The following is an 18,831-nucleotide window of genomic DNA, read 5'->3' as shown; positions in this document are numbered from 1 at the left end:
AGAGCGGCGAGCATCCTTATAATGCTCTGCTCTTCCAAGGGCTTAGCAATCATTTTGAAAAAAATGATGACACAGCGGAAGAAATACCTTATTATTTAAAGAGATTTTTAATGAAACAGATTTTAAATAATTATAGTACAATAAGTCCTGAGGTTCAGAGAGTACGTTCAGGCAGTCTGTAAGGGAGGGCTTCATATTCTTTCGCTGAGTCAGGTTAGCAAGAGCTTCACTCTGAAGGACGGCCCTTATACGGCTGTCGATCAGGTATCACTTGAAGTACAGGCGGGTGCCATTCACGGTATTATTGGCGCCAGCGGGGCGGGGAAGTCCACGCTCCTGCGGCTGATCAATCTGCTGGAGCGGCCCGATGCAGGAACGGTTACGGTTGACGGGCAGCGGCTTACGGAGCTGCCGGACAAGGAGCTGCGCCGGCAGCGGCAGAGAATCGGTATGATCTTTCAGCATTTTAACCTGATCGGCAATGCCACTGTCAGCCGGAATGTGGCGATCTCTCTAGAGCTTGCCGGAGTGCCGCGTGCAGGGCGGATGAAGCGGGTGGAGGAATGTCTGCAATTCGTAGGCCTTGCAGACAAAGCCGGGCAATATCCGGCCCAGCTCAGCGGCGGACAGCGCCAGCGGGTAGCGATTGCCCGCGCGCTGGCGAACAATCCGAAGCTGCTGCTGTGCGATGAGCCGACATCTGCGCTTGATCCGGGCACCACTGCGGATATTCTGGAGGTGCTGCGCCATATCAATGCTTCCCTGGGCGTAACCATCGTGATCGTTACCCATGAGCTGGACGTTGTGCGGAGCATCTGTTCCGAGGTATCCGTCATGGAGGGCGGACGGATCGTAGATTCCTTCTCCCGCGGCGAGGGCGGCTTCCTCCCGCCGGGAACGCATTCAGGCTCCTTCCGGGAGAGAATCACCGGCAGAACGGGGGCATCCCATGTTTGAGAGTATGCTGAAATACCAGGATCAGATGTGGCAGTCTATCGGCGAGACCTTTGTTATGGTCGGCATTGCCATAGGCGCTGCGCTGCTGGTGGGGCTTCCGCTGGGGACACTGCTGTATTTTTGCCGCAAAGGCCAGTTGTATGAGAATAGAGGGCTGTCCCTGGTGCTGAACAGCATCGTCAATGTCATCCGTTCGTTTCCGTTCCTGCTGCTGGTGGTGGCGCTGATTCCGTTCACGCGGCTGGTCGTAGGTACGTCGATTGGCACACTGGCGGCCACGGTGCCGCTGTCGATCGTTGCCATTGCTTATTACTCACGGCTGGTAGAGCAATCACTGCTGGAGGTTCCGCGGGGAACGATTGAAGCGGCATTGTCGATGGGAGCATCCAAGCTGGGAATCATCTTCAAATTTCTGTATGTAGAGGCCCGTTCAGGGCTTGTGCTGGGACTCACGGCGTCTACGATCAGCTTCATTTCTTTTTCAACCGTAATGGGGGTTGTCGGCGGCGGCGGGGTGGGTGATTTCGCCATCCGTTACGGGTATCAGCGCTTCGAGACTGAGGTGATGATCTACGCCATTCTCGTGATGATTGTGCTGGTGCAGCTCATCCAGTTCACGGGAAGCACGATAGCCAGACTGCTGGACAAACGCTAGAATACTATACAATAATGGGGGCTTGAGAGATATCATGAAGAGAACAGGAAGAAGAATAACCACCACGTTTGCACTGGTACTGCTTGTATTGACGCTTGCACTTGCAGGCTGCGGCAACAGCAAAGAAGCGGAAGAGACACCGGCGGCAACCAGCACCGGACCTGTGAAGATCAAAGTAGCCTCGCTGATTCCGCCAATGACGGATATCCTCGATATTGTGAAGCCGATTCTGAAGGAAGAAGGCGTGGACATGGAGGTTGTCGTGCTGTCCGATAATGTGCAGCCGAACGAAGCACTGGCGAATAAAGAGGTGGATGCGAACTTCTTCCAGCATGTCCCGTACATGGAACAGTTCAATGCCAGCAAAGGGGCAAAGCTGGTGCCGGTTCAGCCTGTATATGATGCCATCTACGGCGGGTACTCCAAACGCTTCAAGAATATTGCTGATCTGCCCGAGGGAGCAACGCTCGTGATGGCGAATGATCCTTCCAATATTGGACGCTCCCTGCAAATGTTCGCAGATGCCGGATTGATTACGCTGAAGGATGGGGTAGGAATTCAGGCTACCCAAGCTGACATTACTGCCAATCCGAAGAACTATAAGTTCGAGGAGGTCGATCTGCTGATGCTGGCCCGGATGCTGGATGATGCGGATCTGGTAGCGATGACGCCAGCCTACGCGAGCCCGCTGGGGCTAACTCCGAAGAAGGATGCGCTGATCACCGAGCGTGAAGATTCCGCCTTCACCATCACCCTTGTTGCCCGTGAGGACAACAAGGATTCCGAAGCCATCCAGAAGCTGGCGAAGGCGATCAGCGGCCCGGAAGTGAAGAAGTTCCTGGAGGATAATTACGCGGACATCGCGCTGCCTGCTTTTAAATAGAAGATAAACGGGTTACATCCTATACCGAAGTAAACGAATAAGCTGTCCCAAACGCCATGAACTGGCTGATTGGGACAGCTTTTTATTGTAAGTAGGAGTAGCGTGGGCAATTGGGTGGACGCTCCGCAAACGGAATTACCGTAGAGCGTTAACGGGATACGCCACCTCATATTGCGCTGCTTCAATCCAGGTTCCCGTAGTGAAGTCCCGTCCCCGTACAAGCACTTTATCAGCATAGACTTCTATATAATAACCCTGGCTGCCGCTCTTGTGTTCATCTGCATCCGTCCAGAGGTAGGCCACCGAAGCAGCATTGAACATTGTAGCCGTCTGCCCGTTGCCGGGAAACATCGTGTTGCTGACCTCCAGCTCCCAGTGGGTATGTCCGGTGAACAGCAAGGTCTGCGGGTGCCGCGACAGAATAGTACGCAGCTCCTGATCCTGTGTTACCCCGTACCATTCCTGAGATTCCAGTGAACCGGCTACCGTATCCTTCAGCGGCTGGTGCAGGAAGAGGAAGACGGGCTGATCCGGCAGGTAAATCTGTTCCTGGTCAGGCTGCAGTTGCCCGTTAGGCTTCGGTTTGTCCGGTGCGTGTTCACCAAGCTTGCGGTCCAGCCACTGCAGCTGTTCAGCGGATAGACTGCAGAACGTAGGCAGCCCTTCCTCTGTGCCGAGAAAGATGAAATGATACCCTGAGATCCAGTGGTCATGATAGGGGCCCGGCATCCCCATACGGGAAGTATACATCGCAAGGCGGGATTCCCAATGCCCGAGGCCGACATCATGGTTGCCCAAGGTGTAATGAAGCTGCGGCAAGGACGCCTGATGCAGCTCAAGAATACGCTGGACCTCCTCATACTCCTCCGGGAAGCCATTGTCTGTTATATCTCCAATGTGCATGATTCCGCTGCTGCCTTGAGCATGTCCCGCTATATCCTCAAGCGCCCGTCCGAAGTTCTGATTGTACTCATGCTCGGGATCGGCCGTGACATGGGTGTCGGTAATAATCTGGAACGTCAACAGCGGTTCAGTAACGCCGGGTGTGGCAAATGTATTCATAGGCAAGCGAAGCCTCCTTGAAATATTTTTTATTCGTTAGGCTAATGCCCCTTGGTACTAATGTTCAAACCAATAATTCCGGCTACAATCACAGTCACCCATAGGAGGGAGGAGCCCGTCAGCCTCTCTTCGAACAACAATGCCCCCGCCAGAGAAATCAGGAGGATACCCGCCCCGGACCATACGGCATAAGCGACTCCAACCTTGATGGAGGTGAGGGCGACACTCAGTGAGGTGAAGCTGACTCCGTAGAATACGAACATCAGCACAGAGGGCCAAGGCCGGGTGAGGCCATGCGACAGCTTCATGGAGACCGTTCCGGACAGCTCGAAGACAATAGCTAAGGCAAGAAATACCCAGGCCAAGGCCCCTTCGGCCTTCATCGTACCATCCTTCGTACGCCAAGCTCCGCATAAGAGGACACGATACAATCTGCATCCGGCAAAAGAGTCCCGGCAGCCCGCGTGTCTGCCGCCAGCCCGGCGGTAATTCCGCCAGCAATCCCAATGGCTGCCGCAGCGCCCGCTGCCTTCGCCATCCGCATATCTCCGTTCGTATCGCCGATCACGGCGGCTTGAGCCGGAGATACCCCCAGCCGCCCGCAGGCAAGCAGCGCCATGTCGGGGAAGGGCTTGCCCCGCTCCACCTGATCTGTGCCGATCACGGCGGTGAAATACTGGTGGATGCCCAGCCAGCGCAGATGACTCTCGGCTGCCGCCGTTTCGTCGGCAGTCACTACGGCCATAGGCATACCCTGGGCTGCGCACGCGTCCAGAAAGGGCACCAGCCCGGGAAGCGGACGGACCGGACGGCTCTGCTCCAGCATCGCATCCGCTGCATTCCGGCAGGAGTCCACCAGTTCTACCGCTTCGGCCCAGGATAGGCCGAGAGAATAACCCTGCCAGGACGCAATGGCGTACAGATCGCTCATCGTGCCCATGGCGAGCGGACCGTTGCGGTCGTAATCGGTGATCTTCCCTGCGGCATCATGAACCGTTCCCAGCAGGGAGGCCCGGTGCTGCTCAGGGAAGCTTAGTCCGCGCTGCTCAAGCTTCCAGGTGAACTGGTCCAGGAAGCACTCACCCCAGCTTCCCCAGAGGGATACGAACTGTAGTAAGGTTCCATCCTTGTCGAACAGGATGGCCGATATGGGATAGTTTCCTTGCGGAGTGTTAAGCTCAATCACGCAGCGTCCCCCTTCATTTATAGAAATTTGTTCAGCCGTTCTATTTCAGTTTATCCAGTGCCGCCTGAGCCGTCTGCTGCGCTTCCTTCAGCGCCTCGGCTGCAGGGATATTCTCAATCTGCACCTTATCCGCAGCGATGGTCAAGGCATCATTAATTTTGCCGCCTGTCGGGTCCTGGAACGGAGGGGAAGCATGAGCCGCCTGCTGTAGCGGGATTTTGATCTGCGGATTGCTCTCACTGAAGGCGACGAATGCCGGATCTTCCAGCGCAGACTGGCGGACGCTAATATAGCCGGTGTTGATGGACCAGAACGCGGTATTCTCGGAGCTTGTGAAGTAGGTTAGCCATTTCATCGCTGCCTGCTTCTCGGCGTCTCCGGCTTTGGCAGGAATACCGGCCATACTCGCCCCCGCGACAGGTTTGCCTTCGCCGGCTCCAGCCCAGCCCGGTTGCTCCATAGCGGAGACGACGCTGAAATCGAGGTCGCCCTGGTCGCCGCTGGAGCCGGTGTATCCGGCCGCCTGGCCTTTCATCACATCGTCAATCGTCTTGTACCAGTACTCCCAGCCTTGCCCGCCCGAATGAATGCGCATCGTCTTGTCCTCATGAATTGCTTTGCGGAAGAACTCCCAGGCGTCGATCCACTCCGGGGAATCAATCGTGACCTTGGTGCCGTCCTCACTAAGAATACTGCCTCCTTTGCTGAGAGCGGCATCAATCATATTGCCGGAGCCCCACATCGGTTCCCAGCCGTAGAAGGTGGTTTTGCCGCCTGCAGAGACAGTCATCTTTTTTGCGGCCGCAGCGAGGTCTTCCCAGGTCTTAATCTGGCTGGCGTCTATGCCGCTCTTCGCAAAAGCATCCTTACGGTAGTACATCACCTGGGTCGATCCATACATCGGGAGGAAATACTGCTTGCCGTCAACCTGGCCCTGGTTCAGGAAGGTCTGGACGAAATCCTCTTTATTGAAGTCCGGCTGCCCGGCAATCAGCTCATCCATCGCGGCGTAATAACCCTTGCGCGCCCAATCGATATTGGAGGAGAGGACCGCCGCCGGGACCTGCCCGGCAGCAATCGCTGCCTGAAGCTTCTGTTCGGTCTCTGTATAATCCCCCTGCACGATTCCCTTGACGATGACCTCCTGCTGGGAGGCGTTGAATTTCTGAATGAGCGATTCCATATTTTCACCCAGCTTGCCGCCGAGCCCATACCAGAATTCAATCGTGACCGGTGCGCCTCCAGCCGGAGCGGCATTGGCAGCAGGGACTGCGGCAGCTGCTCCGTCCGCTGTGACTGCATTGTTGGGAGCGGCATTTCCGCCGCAAGCGGTGAGCACGGAGAGTCCGGCGATCAGGGATACTGCAGACAACCTTTTGAAAATAGAAGAATTTCTCGCTGGAACGGTACGGTCCTTTAAAAGGACGGCGAAGCTGTTTCCACTTGATACGTTCATCATCATTCTCCTCTTGGGTATTGAAGTTTAGGGTTTAGCCTTTGCTTGAGCCTGCGGTCATGTTGACACTTTGCATTATCGTTTTCTGCGCCAGCAGGAAGACTAGCAGCAGCGGAGCAATCGTGAAGGCACTGGCGGCCATGATGAGCGGCCATTTCAGTCCGTAAGCACCTCCTTCCACGAAGAAGCTGCGCAGACCGGCCGAGACCAGCTGCAGGCTGGGGTCCTTCGTAATGAGCATCGGCCAGAAGTAATTGTTGTACTGGTCAATGAAGGTAATCAGCGCCAGTACGGCGAATGAGGATCTTGTGACCGGCACAAGGATCGTCCATAGAATCCGCATATGCGAGGCACCGTCCACTTCACCGGCCTCCACCAGCTCATGCGAGACTTGAAGGAAGGCCTGCCTGATCAGAAAGATCGAGAAGATACTCACACAGTTGGAGAGAATCAGGCCCGCATAGGAGTTCAGCAAGTGTAACTCGGAGAGGACCAGGTATCCGGGCAGGTAGACTGCCGTTGCAGGAACCATATAACCGAACAGAATCACTCCGGCAAAAACGCCCTTCAGGCGGAATTTCATATGCGTCAGCGCATAAGCCATCATCCCGGAATTGATTGTCTGCAGGAGGACAATGGAGACAGCGACGAAGATACTGTTACCCATATATCTGGCAAACGGCGCCTCGTTCCAGGCAGCGGCGAAGTTGCCCCACAGCGGCACCTCAGGCCAGAGTGTGGGCGGGGAGCGCCAGATCTCATCATTGGTCTTGAGGGCACTCGTAACCATCCAATAGAACGGGAAGGCCATCAGAAGAGCAAGCGCGGCGAAAAAAATCTGGCGGACCAGCCTGCTGATAGTTGTGAATATAGGCAAGCGGTGAGACCTCCTTAAGGGCTGATAGTAAAGCTTCTATTGATAATGAGTGGTCCGCTTGCTGATTCCGAAAGAGAGGACCGACAGCAGCATGCAGATCAAGACCAGAACGACAGCTACGGAAGAAGCCTCTCCGATCTGGAACGATTCGAAGGCGGACTGATAATACAGATAGAGCAGAGTGCGGGTGGAGCCGGACGGGCCGCCCTGGGTCAGGACATTAATCTGGTCATAGGCCTGAAGTGCCGAGACTAACTGCACCACGAATAAGAAAAGAGTAGTCGGCGAGATCAGCGGCCATGTAATCCGCAGGAACTTCTGCACCGGACTTGCCCCGTCCAGCTCCCCGGCTTCCAGCAGGTCGGAAGGTACATTGCGCAGCGCCACCAGATAGAAGATCATTGCCCAGCCGACCGACTTCCAGATCGTGACCAGCAGGACGCCGGTTAATGCCCATTTGGGGTCCTGCAGCCAGCCGATGGAATCCAGGCCGAAGAAGTTCAGCACCGCATTGGCAAGCCCGGCTTCAGGCTGATAAATCCAGGACCAGACGATAGACACAGCGACGGTCGGCGTCACCCAAGGCGAGAACAGCAGGATCTGATAGAGGGCTGAGCCCTTCAGCTTTCTGTTCATGAGGAGGGCCAGACCCAGTCCCAGCAGGATCACCGGCAGCACACTGCCGAGACAGAAGAGAACGGTCACCCTTAGCGCTTTGTAAAAAGCGGGGTTGCTGAGCAGATCGGTATAATTCTGCCAGCCGACAAAGGTTTTCTCCGGGCTCATGAAATCCCATTCCGTGAAGCTGAGATACAGCACATACAGCAGCGGCGCGAGCCAGAATACGGCGAAAGGAATCATGGCCGGCAGAGTGAACAGCACGGGCTTCAAGCCGCTGAATAATTTTGAACGTGTCATTTTCGTCCATATTCTCCATTTCATTCATATTGGTTGATGCGGTATAATGCAGAGGACAGCTCCTCTGTTCAAAAAAAATTGTACACTCATGAGGCAGGCTTGTGGTCAAGCGGGGGTAAAACCCGGTCGGATTTTGTGTAAAATTTGTAGGATGATTGCGGTAAAGCTGCGGTATTGTGTAAGGTAGAGAGAACGATTCTATGTGAAAATGAGGTGCCACCTGATGAAGCAGGCCGCATTCGGCGAGGAACATCCGCACCGTTCGCCCCGGGAGCAGCTGCTCGGCCCGGTGATCGATGCCATAGCCCAGACCATGGATTTATATGGAGCGAATTATTCCTTCGGCCAGCTGTACGGAGTGATGTTCTTCGAGGACAAGCCGATGACGCTGGAGGAAATGAAGCAGGTCATGAATATGAGTAAAAGCAATATGAGCTACGGAGTCCGCTCCCTGATCGCCTCCCGGATGGTCACGAAGCTTCCGGAGAAGCGTGAGCGGAAGGAACTGTACGCAGCGGAGACAGACTTCTTCGAGGCCTTCCGGAACTTCTTCACCCTGAAGCTTCAGCGGGAGATCGATGTGATGCAGGAAGCCATGGGAGCCGGGGTCCCGGGCCTCCAGGCACTGGCCTATGCACCAGACACACCCGAAGAGGAGCGGCAGGCCTGCCTCAGAGATTTGGAGAAGCTGGAGCACGCGGCCGAGTACTATGCCTGGCTGCAGCGGTTCGTGTCGGGGCTTGCGGAAGGAGCGATATTCGGCGGGGAACGGGGAAGTACCGGCGAGGAAGGCGGAGTATGAGCTATGAATAATCAAATTCTTATTGTTGATGATGAGGCGGATATAGTTAATCTGCTGAAAGATTATTTTGAGATAAATGGTTATAAGGTCTTAACCGCGCGGAGCGGCGGGGAGGCATTACGCAAAGTAGTGTATAATCCAGACATTATTATACTGGATATTAATATGCCGGAGATTGATGGTCTTGAGGTGTGCACTCGTATACGGGATTTCGTATCCTGCCCTATTATATTCCTGACTGCGCAAGTGGAAGAGTCAGATAAAATTAATGGCTTTCGAGTGGGTGGGGATGATTATATTGTGAAGCCGTTCAGCATTGATGAGCTTGGAGCCAGGGTGGAGGCACATCTGCGCCGTGAACGAAGACAATCTGTTAAGACACAAACCAGATTTTCAGATGATTTAGTGATCGACTACTCCGCCAGAGGGGTGTATTACAAAGGACGCGCACTTTCTTTTGCCAAGAAAGAATTTGGTATTATTGAGTTGTTGTCCATGAACAGCGGTCAAGTCTTTGATAAAGAACATATCTATGAAAAAGTCTGGGGCCTGGATCATGAAGGGGATAGCATCGTTGTTGCAGAGCATATCAGAAGAATTCGGTCTAAATTTAATGAGGTTAGTGATCACATATACATTTCAACAGTATGGGGTGTGGGCTATAAATGGGTAGGGTAATAAAAGGTTGGCGTAACTTATCCATTAGGGTGACATTTATGATCTATATGCTTGTATTTGTACTTATTGCCGGACTCCTTAGTGTGATTACTATTACTGGGGCAGGCCAGATACGTAATAATATGTTTCTGAAGTATAACGACTCTTACACCTCAGCGGACATTGAGAACCCAGCCATTATCTATAACATGAAGGATTTTAATACAGATTATTCTTATACAGATGAACAGATTATTAAGTTATGCAGTTTTCTGGACTCCTGGTCCATTTTGATATTTTTTGGGCTAGCTACCCTGGCGGCTTCTTTGTTGTTTTACCACCATAAGCTCAAACAACCGATTGGGATTTTGCGCGAAGCTTCTGCTAAAATATCCAATAATGACTTGGATTTTCATATTCTGCAATATAGCGAAGATGAAATGGGGCAGTTGTGCAGGTCTTTTGAGAGCATGAGAGCTGCTTTGGAGGATAACAACCGTCAGATGTGGCGTTCTATAGAGGACAGAAAACAGTTAAATGCCGCTTTTTCACATGATTTGCGGACACCACTGACCGTATTGCGCGGATACACTGACTTTTTAAATAGATATCTTCCAGAAGGTAAAATAAGCAAGGAGAAGCTGCTGGATACGATAACAACTATGAGTATACATATATTACGGCTGGAGAATTATGTGCAAATTATGGGCGAGGCCCAAAAACTCGAAGATATCTCGGTAGCATGGACCCAAGTAGAGGTTTCCGTTTTTTTGAAACAACTAAGCAGTTTGGCTGAATTTCTGGCACGGGAACATTCATTGGAATTATCATTTGAAAATCAAATCGCTGAACAATCGTTGAACATTGATACAGGAATGGTTACCAGGATATACGAAAACTTAATTGCCAATTCCCTTCGTTATGCGAGTCTGACGATTTCTGTACGATTTGAAATGGATGAGGGGTTCTTTTCAATTACAGTCAGTGATGATGGCAAAGGGTTCTCAAGTCAGGATCTGAAGCTTGCTACCACGCCATTTTATACAAGCAAGGCGGAAGCTGAGGAGAGCCATTATGGCATGGGGTTGAATATTTGCAAGGTACTGGCTGAGAAGCAAGGGGGCAGTATTCAGCTAACGAACAATAAGTCAGGTGGCGCCTGTGTGAAAGTTTCGATTTTGCTGCACCAAAGTTGATAAATAATAGATAACTATTGGATATCCTTTCCTAGAGAACCACTTAGGGGAGGATATTTTTGTATCCACGTATAAAGGGAGGCGCCGATATGATTCTGGAAGGAAAGAAATTATGTAAATATTATGGAAGTGGAGAAGGTCAAGTGAAGGCAATCCACAATGTTGATTTCTCAGTGGCGAAAGGTGAGTTTATCTCTATTGTTGGACAGTCTGGTGCAGGCAAAAGTACATTAATGCACATCATTGGGGGGTTGGATGCTCCTACAAGCGGTGAGGTCATCATAAATGGGACTTCCATTTATACATTGCCAATGAGTCAACTAGCAGTGTTTCGCCGCCGCCAAATCGGATTTGTGTTTCAGGCTTTTAATTTGGTACCCTCACTTAATGTGTGGGAGAACATCATTTTACCCATTGGGCTGGATGGGAAGAAAGCAGATGTTAGCTATATTGAAGATATTTTAAATACTTTGGGGATCTATGAAAAGCGGGCCAGTCTGCCCACAGTATTGTCTGGCGGCCAGCAGCAAAGGGTGGCAATTGCCCGTGCATTGGCAGCTAGACCGGCTATTGTGCTCGCAGATGAACCCACAGGAAATCTCGATAGCCGTTCTAGCAACAACGTTTTGGATTTGCTGCGTTTATCCGTAGAGAAATATAACCAGACTTTGATTGTTGTAACGCATAATGACGAAGTGGCTAAGCTTGCAGGTCGGACTGTTCGAGTGGTGGACGGTTCCATAGCAGTAGAGGTAGAAGGATGAAAAATACGATTACTGTCCACAATGTATCCCTGAAAAATCTACGTCATCACAAAAGCCGGACCTTATTGACTGTAGGTACAGTTGCTTTAGCCGTAGCCTTAATTTTTGTGGTGCTGACTTATTTTTACTCTGACGACCAGAGGAGCAAGCGTGAAGCGATTAATGAGCTAGGTGCCTATCATGTGCAGTATGAGCATTTGTTGCCGGAGCAGCAACAAGCTCTTGAGAATAATCCGAAGATAAAAAAGCACTATGTTTCCTATATCAGTAAAAATGTTAAGTCGGACACGTTTGAAAAATTGAATATTAATATGGCTATAAGTTATATAGAGGGAATTAATGAAGGACTGATTCAATTAATGCAAGGGAGGGCTCCGGTCACTGACGACGAAATTGTATTGGATAAATGGGTAATTGAGGAACTTGGCTTTTCTCCTAACATAGGAGTAGTAATTCCATTGAATTTGCAAGTTATGAATGCAGGGGAAACAGAACATATAACAAAAAAATTTAAGCTAGTTGGCATTATTGATGATATCGCCGTACGTAAAACGGTTAGAGCTGGTCTAATGTTTATTTCTCAAAACCTTTCCAGGCAATATAGTCCTAACCCGGATGTTGTTCTATTTGCTCTTTTGAATTCAGACTTTAATGCTTCATCTACGGCTCACAAAATTGGTGAGGGCTCTCAGCTAAAAGATGATCAAATACAAATAAATGAACGTTACAATGGCGCATATGAGCAGAATCCGTTATCTATTCTGAAAGTAACCATTGTTGTGTTTGTAATTATAATTAGTGCAGCCATGGTTATTTATAACATATTCAATATATATATATCAGAACAGATCCGTTTATTTGGGATGATGAAAGCAATAGGAATGACTCCTAATCAACTGCGAAAGATGATTCTTACGGAAGGACTTATGATTTCGCTGGTTGGGAGTTTTATGGGGCTTTTGCTGGGGGTAGGGGGAAGTGCAGCATTTATTCCCTTCTTAGGAAATATGGCTAGTGGTAGCTCCGAATTATATGTTCAACTGTCTCCTAACATTGCTTGTATTGCTTTAATTACAGGTCTGATTCTCGTTGTATTTTCTGTTTATATTCCTGCTAAAAAAGTAGGAAAAATTACGGAGATTGCAGCTATTCGTTATAATCCCGCTGAAGACTTGGGAAAGAGAAGTCATAAGACCAAAAAAAAATTCAAAAACTCAATTAGCGGTTTTGCTCTGGTATTGGCACAAATGATCCGATACCGTAAACGCACTTGGGTTACCATAACATCGATTACCCTGACAGGACTTATTTTTGTGGTCACTTGGAGTATTCTTAGTAGTATTAATATTAATAATATGGCTGGAAGTATGGTGCCTGGTGATTATAAATTAAGTACTGCTGCTTACCGTGGAACTGATGTAAACCTAGATCTGTTAAATAACAAAGTTATAAACCAAGTAGATGCTATTACTGGTGTCAAGACAGTATTAACAGAAATGTATGATGTCTTGATCTATAACAAACAAGATGCAAACCTTCATCTCAAGGACATGGCGAGTATGAAAAACCCGGAAATTCGAACGGATATTTATGCTTACGATGATGCCTTAATGAAAAATACACTCAAGATGCTCGGGAAAGATGATTCTATGCTTACAGAACTGAGAAATGGTGATAATCTCATTGCGGTCGCGGAAGATGGAAGGTACAAAGTGGGTGATAAAATACGATTGGCAAAGTATGGAGAAGGAAAGAAAGAACATGTATTCACTATTGTCGGTGTATTGCCCAATTATGTTACGTATAAAGGTAGTACTTCAGAGGGTGGAGCTCTTATTGCGCATCAGAACCTGTTTAAGCGATTGGACTTAGATCAACGTATTAAGCAGATTAGTGTTTTAGTCGATCAAGGCCAACAAGGGAAGGTAGAGCAAACCCTCAAAGGGATTGCAAATGCCGATCGAAGAATAACATTCACTTCTTTTCAAGAAATATATCAAGAGTTCAATGGGATGAAGAAAGTGCTTCAGTTGGCGGCTAATGGTCTTATTTCAGCATTGATGATTATTAGCATATTTAATTTAATAAATTCCAATTTAACGAGTATGAATTCTAGAAAGCGGGAAATTAGCTTAATTGAAGCTATCGGATTGTCACGGAGTCAGCTGATTTTACAATTAGGCAGCGAAGGCTTAATGGTTATTCTAATTAGTCTGTTATTCACTTTTTCACTGGGTATACCAGTAGGATATTATAGTGTTGAAATTTTCAAGCAATCCGCCGCCTATGTCCAATATCAACTGCCAATGACAGCCATGCTAACCCTATTATTCGCCTATTTCACAGTTCAAATAGGGACTACCTTCTACATGCAGTGGCGCTTAAGCAAGGAGAGCTTGATGGAACGAATCCGGTTTAGTGAATGAGCGAGGGACAGCAAATAGTTTAATATAATCTTGGAGGGGGAAATAATAGTGTTTCAACCTAAAGTGAATTCTACACAACCCGTTTACAGTATATTAGTTGTGGTAATGGTTATTGCATTATCGTTAACAGCATGCGGAAGTAAAAAGGGGGATGGGATTTCTCCTGAGTATCATGGCGTAAAATACACAGGTCAAGGAGATGTGGAAACAAAAGTTAATGTAGTTATTTATAATGAAGATGATATTTTGTTTCTTCAGACCGTTAAGATTATTGATGATAACCCCACAGTCTGGAAAGCACTTCAGGCCATTTCAGACAATGCTGAACAGGGGATGCTAATCGAAAAAAATCAGAATGGACAAATAATTAAGGTAGGTGATATAAAAAATGATAAAGAGAAGCACTGGAAACTTTTTGTTAATAATACTATTGAAGAGGGAGATATTGAGAAAGTAGGGCTTGACGAGAACCAGCCGCTAACATTGAGATACTCTAACGATTAGTCAATGTACGGGGAGGGATCATGCTATAATATTGCCCAGGGGATGTTCTTATAAATGATAGAACGGGAGACCCCTCATAAACCTGTTTTTAGGGAAAAGGGATGACGCGGCTTGAAGCATAAGGGGAAAATGAATCAGTTATATGTGGTGGGAATAGCACTCTTATTTGTTTATTTATTTTGGGGAGGCACCTATGTCGGCATGAAGATTGCCATCGAGACGATGCCGCCCTTTCTGATGGCAGGGGTCCGCTTTTTCACGGCAGGTGTGGTCCTGTACCTCATTGCCAGAGTAAGCGGAGCGAAGCGTCCCGCCGGGCGTGAATGGCGATCCTCCGCGATTGTAGGCGCCTTGCTGCTGCTTGGGGGCAACGGGGTAGTAGCCTGGTCAGAGCAAAGAGTCTCTTCCTCCATCGCTTCGCTCATCGTAGCGGCGGTGCCTGTCTGGATGATGCTGATGGGCTGGCTTGGACGCGGCGGCAAACGGCCGAATACCGGAGTCATCGCAGGAATTGTTCTTGGACTGCTCGGCATCGCCGTGCTGGTCTTCCAGCCGGGGAAGGGAGAGGGCGGTACCGCTACCGATATGATTGGCATTATTACCTTGCTGGCAGCTTCCATAAGCTGGGCGGCAGGGTCTATGTACTCCCGAAGCGCAACCATGCCAGGTTCACCCTTGATGTCGACAGCTGCGCAGATGCTAACGGGAGGCGCGCTGCTGGTGATATTCTCTTATTTTACCGGCGACTGGTCCAGGATTGAACTCTCCGGCATTTCTATGCGCTCGTACCTGGCTCTGGCCTACCTGATCACTTTCGGCTCCATTGTCGGCTATACAGCTTATATCTGGCTGCTTAAGAATGCTGACGCTACCCTCGTCTCCACGTATGCCTTCGTTAATCCGGTAGTCGCTGTGCTGCTTGGCTGGCTGCTGGTAGGCGAACAGCTTACCTTGAACACCCTGATCGCTGCCGTGATCATTATCGGGGCTGTGGTTTTGGTGACTCTTTTCCGAAGTAAGCCACAGCCGGCGGCTACTCAAGCAGCGCTTGATATACAACCGCCGCAGCAGTCGGTACACTGAGAGCGAATAACCACATTCTGCTGACTGTTCAGGTACGCTATTATTAAACTGTATTTCATATCTTATAACAGCAACAGCCGGTACTCTATTAGAGCATCCGGCTGTTTCAGCATGCCTTTATTCCATTTCACGGAGCCTTTCGACGATTGGGCTGCGGGCGAGCGGCTTATAGGCGCTTAAGGTGATGAGATAAGAGAGGACTGCCAGGATCGGGATGATCAGAATAAACGGCAGCCACATCATCCGGAATTCCATGTAGGCCATCCCTGCGGTAATACCCCTTGCCGTCCAGTAAGTCAGCAGCACACCTATAGTAGAGGTAAGCAGCGCAGTGAGAAGCACGGTGTACATGCCTTCGTAGACGAGCATACGCTTGAGCTGCTGTTTGGTCATTCCAATGCTCTCTAGAACGGCAAATTCATGCCTGCGTGCGATCACTCCGGTCAGGACAGAATTAATGTAATTAAGCAGGCCAATAAGTGCAATTACGAGACTCAGTCCATACCCTATAATCTGAAAAATATGGATATTATCACTTAACTCCTCCCTGTAATCTTCTCTTGATTTCAGCTGCAGAGCATCCAGCGGGCGGATAGCCTCCCTGATCAATTGCCCCGTTTCGTCAAGCTTGCCTGGGGCTGCATTCAGGGTAAGCGAGAGGATGTCTGCTGGAGTCCCGCTCTCCAAAGTGGCTTGCCGGAGTTCGGCTGCAGGCAAAAAGGCATTGTAGCCGTTACCGAAATACGTTTGACTGGTTGCTGCATAGAAAGCATTATATTTCAACACGGCCATCACTTCGTATCTCCTCTTCAATCCGGAATAGCTGATTGTATCCCCGGGATGATAGTAGCTTGTATAAGCACCTGGCCCTGTAAGAGTCTCCGCCACCAGTATGTAATCTCCGGAATCGAATTGTTCCTTGTTAAAGTGACCTTCAAGTATATCCTGATCAGCGAGATCGTACCAGCCGGAATCAAGCCCGTAGAGTTGGGTGTGAACTTTGGCGGGAAGGGCAGAAGGAGTGGCTGAAGACTCGGCTGAAGCACGGACAGAATCATCCGGAGGATAAGAGAAGAGGGTATAATATACTTTATCGATACTTTCCACACCGTCCAGATGCTTCAGCTTCGCACACAGTTCCTCGGACAGCTCGGTTTCATTGACTGAGCGTTCCCCCTCCTGCTGGACAATTCCCTTGTTGTGAATCATATAATCTCCATGAATATATGCACTGAGATATTTATTGACATCCATAGAGGAGATCACCGTAAATATCGTGTTAAATAGCAGAATGCTTAAGAAGAGCGAGGATAGCATCAGGCTCAGCTTCTTCTTGCTCCGGAACAGGTTGGAGAACGACATCCGGTATAGTCTGGCTCCATGCCTGGATGGCTTGAGGGTTCTTTTTCCGCTATTCTGAACGCCTGAGAATTTAACGGCTTCCACCGGAGCGATGTCCGCTGCCAGCCGGCCCGGCTTATGCGCTGCGATCCACACGGTCAGGAAGGAGAAGAGGGCTGCCCCTGCAAATATCCATGGACTGGATGATAGAGAATTTCCTTTAACCTCCCCTGATAGCGAAGTAGTCAGAGGTGTAGCCCATCTGCCGGTCATATAGCCGGAGCCAAGGCCGAACGGCAGGGCAATGAGGTACAGCAGCCTGGCTTGAATAGCGATGATTCTCCTCAGTTGTCTCGGGGTGGTGCCAATCATTTTCAGCAGGCCGTAGAACTTCACATCCTGGACCACCGAAATATAAAAAATATTGTAAATAAGCAGGTAGCCGCTAAGCATAATGATAAAGATAACTGCGGCATATGGAAGGATATTCTCAACATTTTCCGCCAAAGATACGCTGGAGTAGGCCCAATTGATCCCGATAGGAGCCGTAATTCTCGTATCAGCCAGAATCCTGTTCATTTTTTTCTCAATATGAAATGAATTGTTGAACATGACACTCAGTTCTGAGGTGTTTACGTAGGATCCGCTTTCCTTCGATTGTACGGGATCAATGTCTGAGAGGTTTTTATCGGTAAAGGCCTTGGAGACAAAAGCCAGACCCGCCATCGCCAATTGCTTGTCCGCTTCATAATAGCCCGACAAGGTGAATTTGCGGTTAATGATCCGTTCTCCGGTATCGATCTGCAGTGTGATTTCCTTCCCGAGCTCCGGCTGCACCCCTAGCTTGCCCAGAACCCAGGTATTCAGGGCAACCTCATTCTCTCCGGCAGGCAATCCCCCTTCAACAAATTCTATGAAGCCGTGATCAGCGTAATTCTGGTCAACCTGCAGCACCTCAACCCGGTCCTGGTCGAACACTTTATTATGCAATATGCCGGAATTAAGGGAGAGAGAGGATTGTTTAATGGAAGGGTGCTTCAGCAGCGTCTCCACTTGTTCCGGGCTAAGATATTTAAACCCTCCGTGAAAGTCACTTCCGACTGTCTTCATCTGTGCGTATTGCATGGATTGGTTAATGCTTAGAGCCATGGTGAAAATGGAGGTGATGAGCAGTGTAGTCAGTATAATGGCGCAGATGGCAGCCAGATTCCGCAGCCGGTTGGCTCTCAGGCTAGTCATCGCCAGATTTAATATGGTCTTCCGGTTATTCGTCGCGATCATAACCGGCTCTCCCCGTGGGCCTGCGCCGATCCCACGGCAAGCCTGCCGTCCTCAATGCGGATGATCCGGTCCGCCATCTGTGCAATGCTCTCGTTATGTGTGATCATTACAATGGTCTGGTCGAATTTGACACTGAGCTGTTTCAGCAGGATAAGTACCTCCTGGCTGGTCCTGCTGTCCAGATTGCCGGTGGGCTCATCGGCCAGAATAATGGAAGGTTTGGTGGCAAGCGCTCTTGCGATAGCTACACGCTGCTGCTGGCCTCCGGAGAGCGCAGAAGGCAGGTTACCAACTTTCTCCTGAAGCCCCAGACTTGTGATGATCAGGTTCAGATATTCCTGGTCAATCTGGCCGCCGTCAAGCTCAATGGGCAGGACGATATTTGCCAGCACACTCAGGATCGGCACCAGGTTATAACTCTGGAAGACAAATCCTACAGAACGGCGTCTGAAGATGGTCAGCTTTTCATCACTCATCTGAAAAATATCATGCCCGTTGACATAAACCTTACCCTCTGTAGCCCGGTCCAGACCGCCAAGCATGTGAAGCAGCGTGCTTTTTCCGCTACCGCTCGTCCCGACGATTGCCACGAACTCCCCTTTTTCTACATTTATAGACACGTCATCCAGGGCTTTGACCGTATGCTCTCCTTTTCCATAATATTTCTTGAGATTCTCTATTCGTAGAATAGACATGTTATATTCCTCCTGTGCGTATGTTCGTATCCACCTCTACAAGGTATCAGACAAATCTAACAGGAGAGTGTCTGAAATCTGACGGAAT

At 49.6% G+C, this 18,831-nt stretch carries 18 protein-coding genes; 10 read left to right on the top strand and 8 right to left on the bottom strand.

Annotated features, from left to right (window positions below; translation table 11 throughout):
- Window positions 1-195 precede the first annotated feature (195 nt).
- From NST26_RS27480 to NST26_RS27470, 3 genes are read left to right on the top strand one after another with little or no spacing between them, the layout of a single operon-like run.
- On the top strand, window positions 196-957 hold the full coding sequence (locus tag NST26_RS27480) for a methionine ABC transporter ATP-binding protein (RefSeq protein ID WP_081751369.1): 762 nt from the start codon (window positions 196-198) through the stop codon (window positions 955-957).
- Window positions 950-1,612, top strand: coding sequence for a methionine ABC transporter permease (locus NST26_RS27475; protein ID WP_036731110.1), 663 nt, complete (start codon window positions 950-952; stop codon window positions 1,610-1,612). The genes NST26_RS27480 and NST26_RS27475 overlap by 8 nt, the downstream gene beginning before the upstream one ends.
- 34 nt (window positions 1,613-1,646) lie before the next feature.
- On the top strand, window positions 1,647-2,495 hold the full coding sequence (locus tag NST26_RS27470; RefSeq protein WP_051478475.1) for a MetQ/NlpA family ABC transporter substrate-binding protein: 849 nt from the start codon (window positions 1,647-1,649) through the stop codon (window positions 2,493-2,495).
- Window positions 2,496-2,630: 135 nt separating this feature from the next.
- Here NST26_RS27470 and NST26_RS27465 read toward each other — a convergent pair whose 3' ends face one another.
- Genes NST26_RS27465 through NST26_RS27440 form a run of 6 tightly spaced genes read right to left on the bottom strand, consistent with a single transcriptional unit; the run spans window position 2,631 to window position 7,994 of the window.
- Window positions 2,631-3,557 carry a metallophosphoesterase family protein gene (locus tag NST26_RS27465; RefSeq protein WP_340980304.1) on the bottom strand — a complete coding sequence of 309 codons (927 nt, stop codon included), beginning with the start codon at window positions 3,555-3,557 and terminating at the stop codon, window positions 2,631-2,633.
- A 41-nt stretch (window positions 3,558-3,598) separates the two neighbouring features.
- A complete protein-coding gene (locus NST26_RS27460) occupies window positions 3,599-3,940 on the bottom strand; it encodes a DMT family transporter (protein ID WP_340980303.1) in 342 nt (113 codons plus the stop codon).
- A complete protein-coding gene (locus NST26_RS27455) occupies window positions 3,937-4,743 on the bottom strand; it encodes an HAD family hydrolase (protein ID WP_340958324.1) in 807 nt (268 codons plus the stop codon). The genes NST26_RS27460 and NST26_RS27455 overlap by 4 nt, the downstream gene beginning before the upstream one ends.
- Window positions 4,744-4,783: 40 nt before the next feature.
- Window positions 4,784-6,199 carry an ABC transporter substrate-binding protein gene (locus NST26_RS27450; RefSeq protein WP_340958327.1) on the bottom strand — a complete coding sequence of 472 codons (1,416 nt, stop codon included), beginning with the start codon at window positions 6,197-6,199 and terminating at the stop codon, window positions 4,784-4,786.
- Window positions 6,200-6,233: 34 nt separating this feature from the next.
- A complete protein-coding gene (locus NST26_RS27445; protein WP_340958328.1) occupies window positions 6,234-7,076 on the bottom strand; it encodes a carbohydrate ABC transporter permease in 843 nt (280 codons plus the stop codon).
- A 36-nt stretch (window positions 7,077-7,112) separates the two neighbouring features.
- Window positions 7,113-7,994, bottom strand: a complete 882-nt coding sequence (locus tag NST26_RS27440; RefSeq protein ID WP_076081990.1) for a carbohydrate ABC transporter permease — start codon at window positions 7,992-7,994, stop codon at window positions 7,113-7,115.
- A 223-nt stretch (window positions 7,995-8,217) separates the two neighbouring features.
- On the opposite strand from NST26_RS27440, the gene NST26_RS27435 reads away from it, so the two are divergent.
- The 7 genes from NST26_RS27435 to NST26_RS27405 all read left to right on the top strand — a co-directional run bounded on the left by NST26_RS27435 (window position 8,218) and on the right by NST26_RS27405 (window position 15,426).
- Window positions 8,218-8,796, top strand: a complete 579-nt coding sequence (locus NST26_RS27435) for a GbsR/MarR family transcriptional regulator (protein ID WP_340958330.1) — start codon at window positions 8,218-8,220, stop codon at window positions 8,794-8,796.
- A gap of 3 nt (window positions 8,797-8,799) precedes the next feature.
- Window positions 8,800-9,474, top strand: a complete 675-nt coding sequence (locus NST26_RS27430) for a response regulator transcription factor (protein ID WP_036731187.1) — start codon at window positions 8,800-8,802, stop codon at window positions 9,472-9,474.
- Window positions 9,475-9,512: 38 nt separating this feature from the next.
- A complete protein-coding gene (locus tag NST26_RS27425; RefSeq protein WP_340958333.1) occupies window positions 9,513-10,649 on the top strand; it encodes a HAMP domain-containing sensor histidine kinase in 1,137 nt (378 codons plus the stop codon).
- Window positions 10,650-10,738: 89 nt separating this feature from the next.
- The gene (locus NST26_RS27420) at window positions 10,739-11,413 is read left to right on the top strand and encodes an ABC transporter ATP-binding protein (RefSeq protein ID WP_036731124.1); all 675 of its coding nucleotides are present in this window, start codon (window positions 10,739-10,741) and stop codon (window positions 11,411-11,413) included.
- Window positions 11,410-13,839 (top strand): ABC transporter permease, encoded by a 2,430-nt coding sequence (locus NST26_RS27415; RefSeq protein ID WP_340958335.1) that lies wholly within the window; start codon window positions 11,410-11,412, stop codon window positions 13,837-13,839. Before NST26_RS27420 ends, NST26_RS27415 begins: the two co-directional genes overlap by 4 nt.
- A gap of 48 nt (window positions 13,840-13,887) precedes the next feature.
- On the top strand, window positions 13,888-14,343 hold the full coding sequence (locus NST26_RS27410; protein ID WP_340958337.1) for a hypothetical protein: 456 nt from the start codon (window positions 13,888-13,890) through the stop codon (window positions 14,341-14,343).
- A gap of 129 nt (window positions 14,344-14,472) precedes the next feature.
- Window positions 14,473-15,426, top strand: a complete 954-nt coding sequence (locus NST26_RS27405; protein ID WP_340958363.1) for an EamA family transporter — start codon at window positions 14,473-14,475, stop codon at window positions 15,424-15,426.
- A gap of 117 nt (window positions 15,427-15,543) precedes the next feature.
- Here NST26_RS27405 and NST26_RS27400 read toward each other — a convergent pair whose 3' ends face one another.
- Entirely contained in the window at window positions 15,544-18,048 is a 2,505-nt protein-coding gene (locus tag NST26_RS27400; RefSeq protein ID WP_340980301.1) for an ABC transporter permease, read from the bottom strand.
- Entirely contained in the window at window positions 18,045-18,743 is a 699-nt protein-coding gene (locus NST26_RS27395) for an ABC transporter ATP-binding protein (protein ID WP_036731130.1), read from the bottom strand. Before NST26_RS27395 ends, NST26_RS27400 begins: the two co-directional genes overlap by 4 nt.
- Window positions 18,744-18,831: the final 88 nt, after the last annotated feature.

It is taken from the genome of Paenibacillus sp. FSL R7-0128 (genome assembly GCF_038002245.1).
In the GTDB taxonomy this organism is placed as follows: Bacteria; Bacillota; Bacilli; order Paenibacillales; family Paenibacillaceae; genus Paenibacillus_AQ; species Paenibacillus_AQ silagei.
The sequence above is the reverse complement of the archived record's forward strand: the minus strand, read 5'-3'. Positions and strand labels throughout refer to the sequence as shown.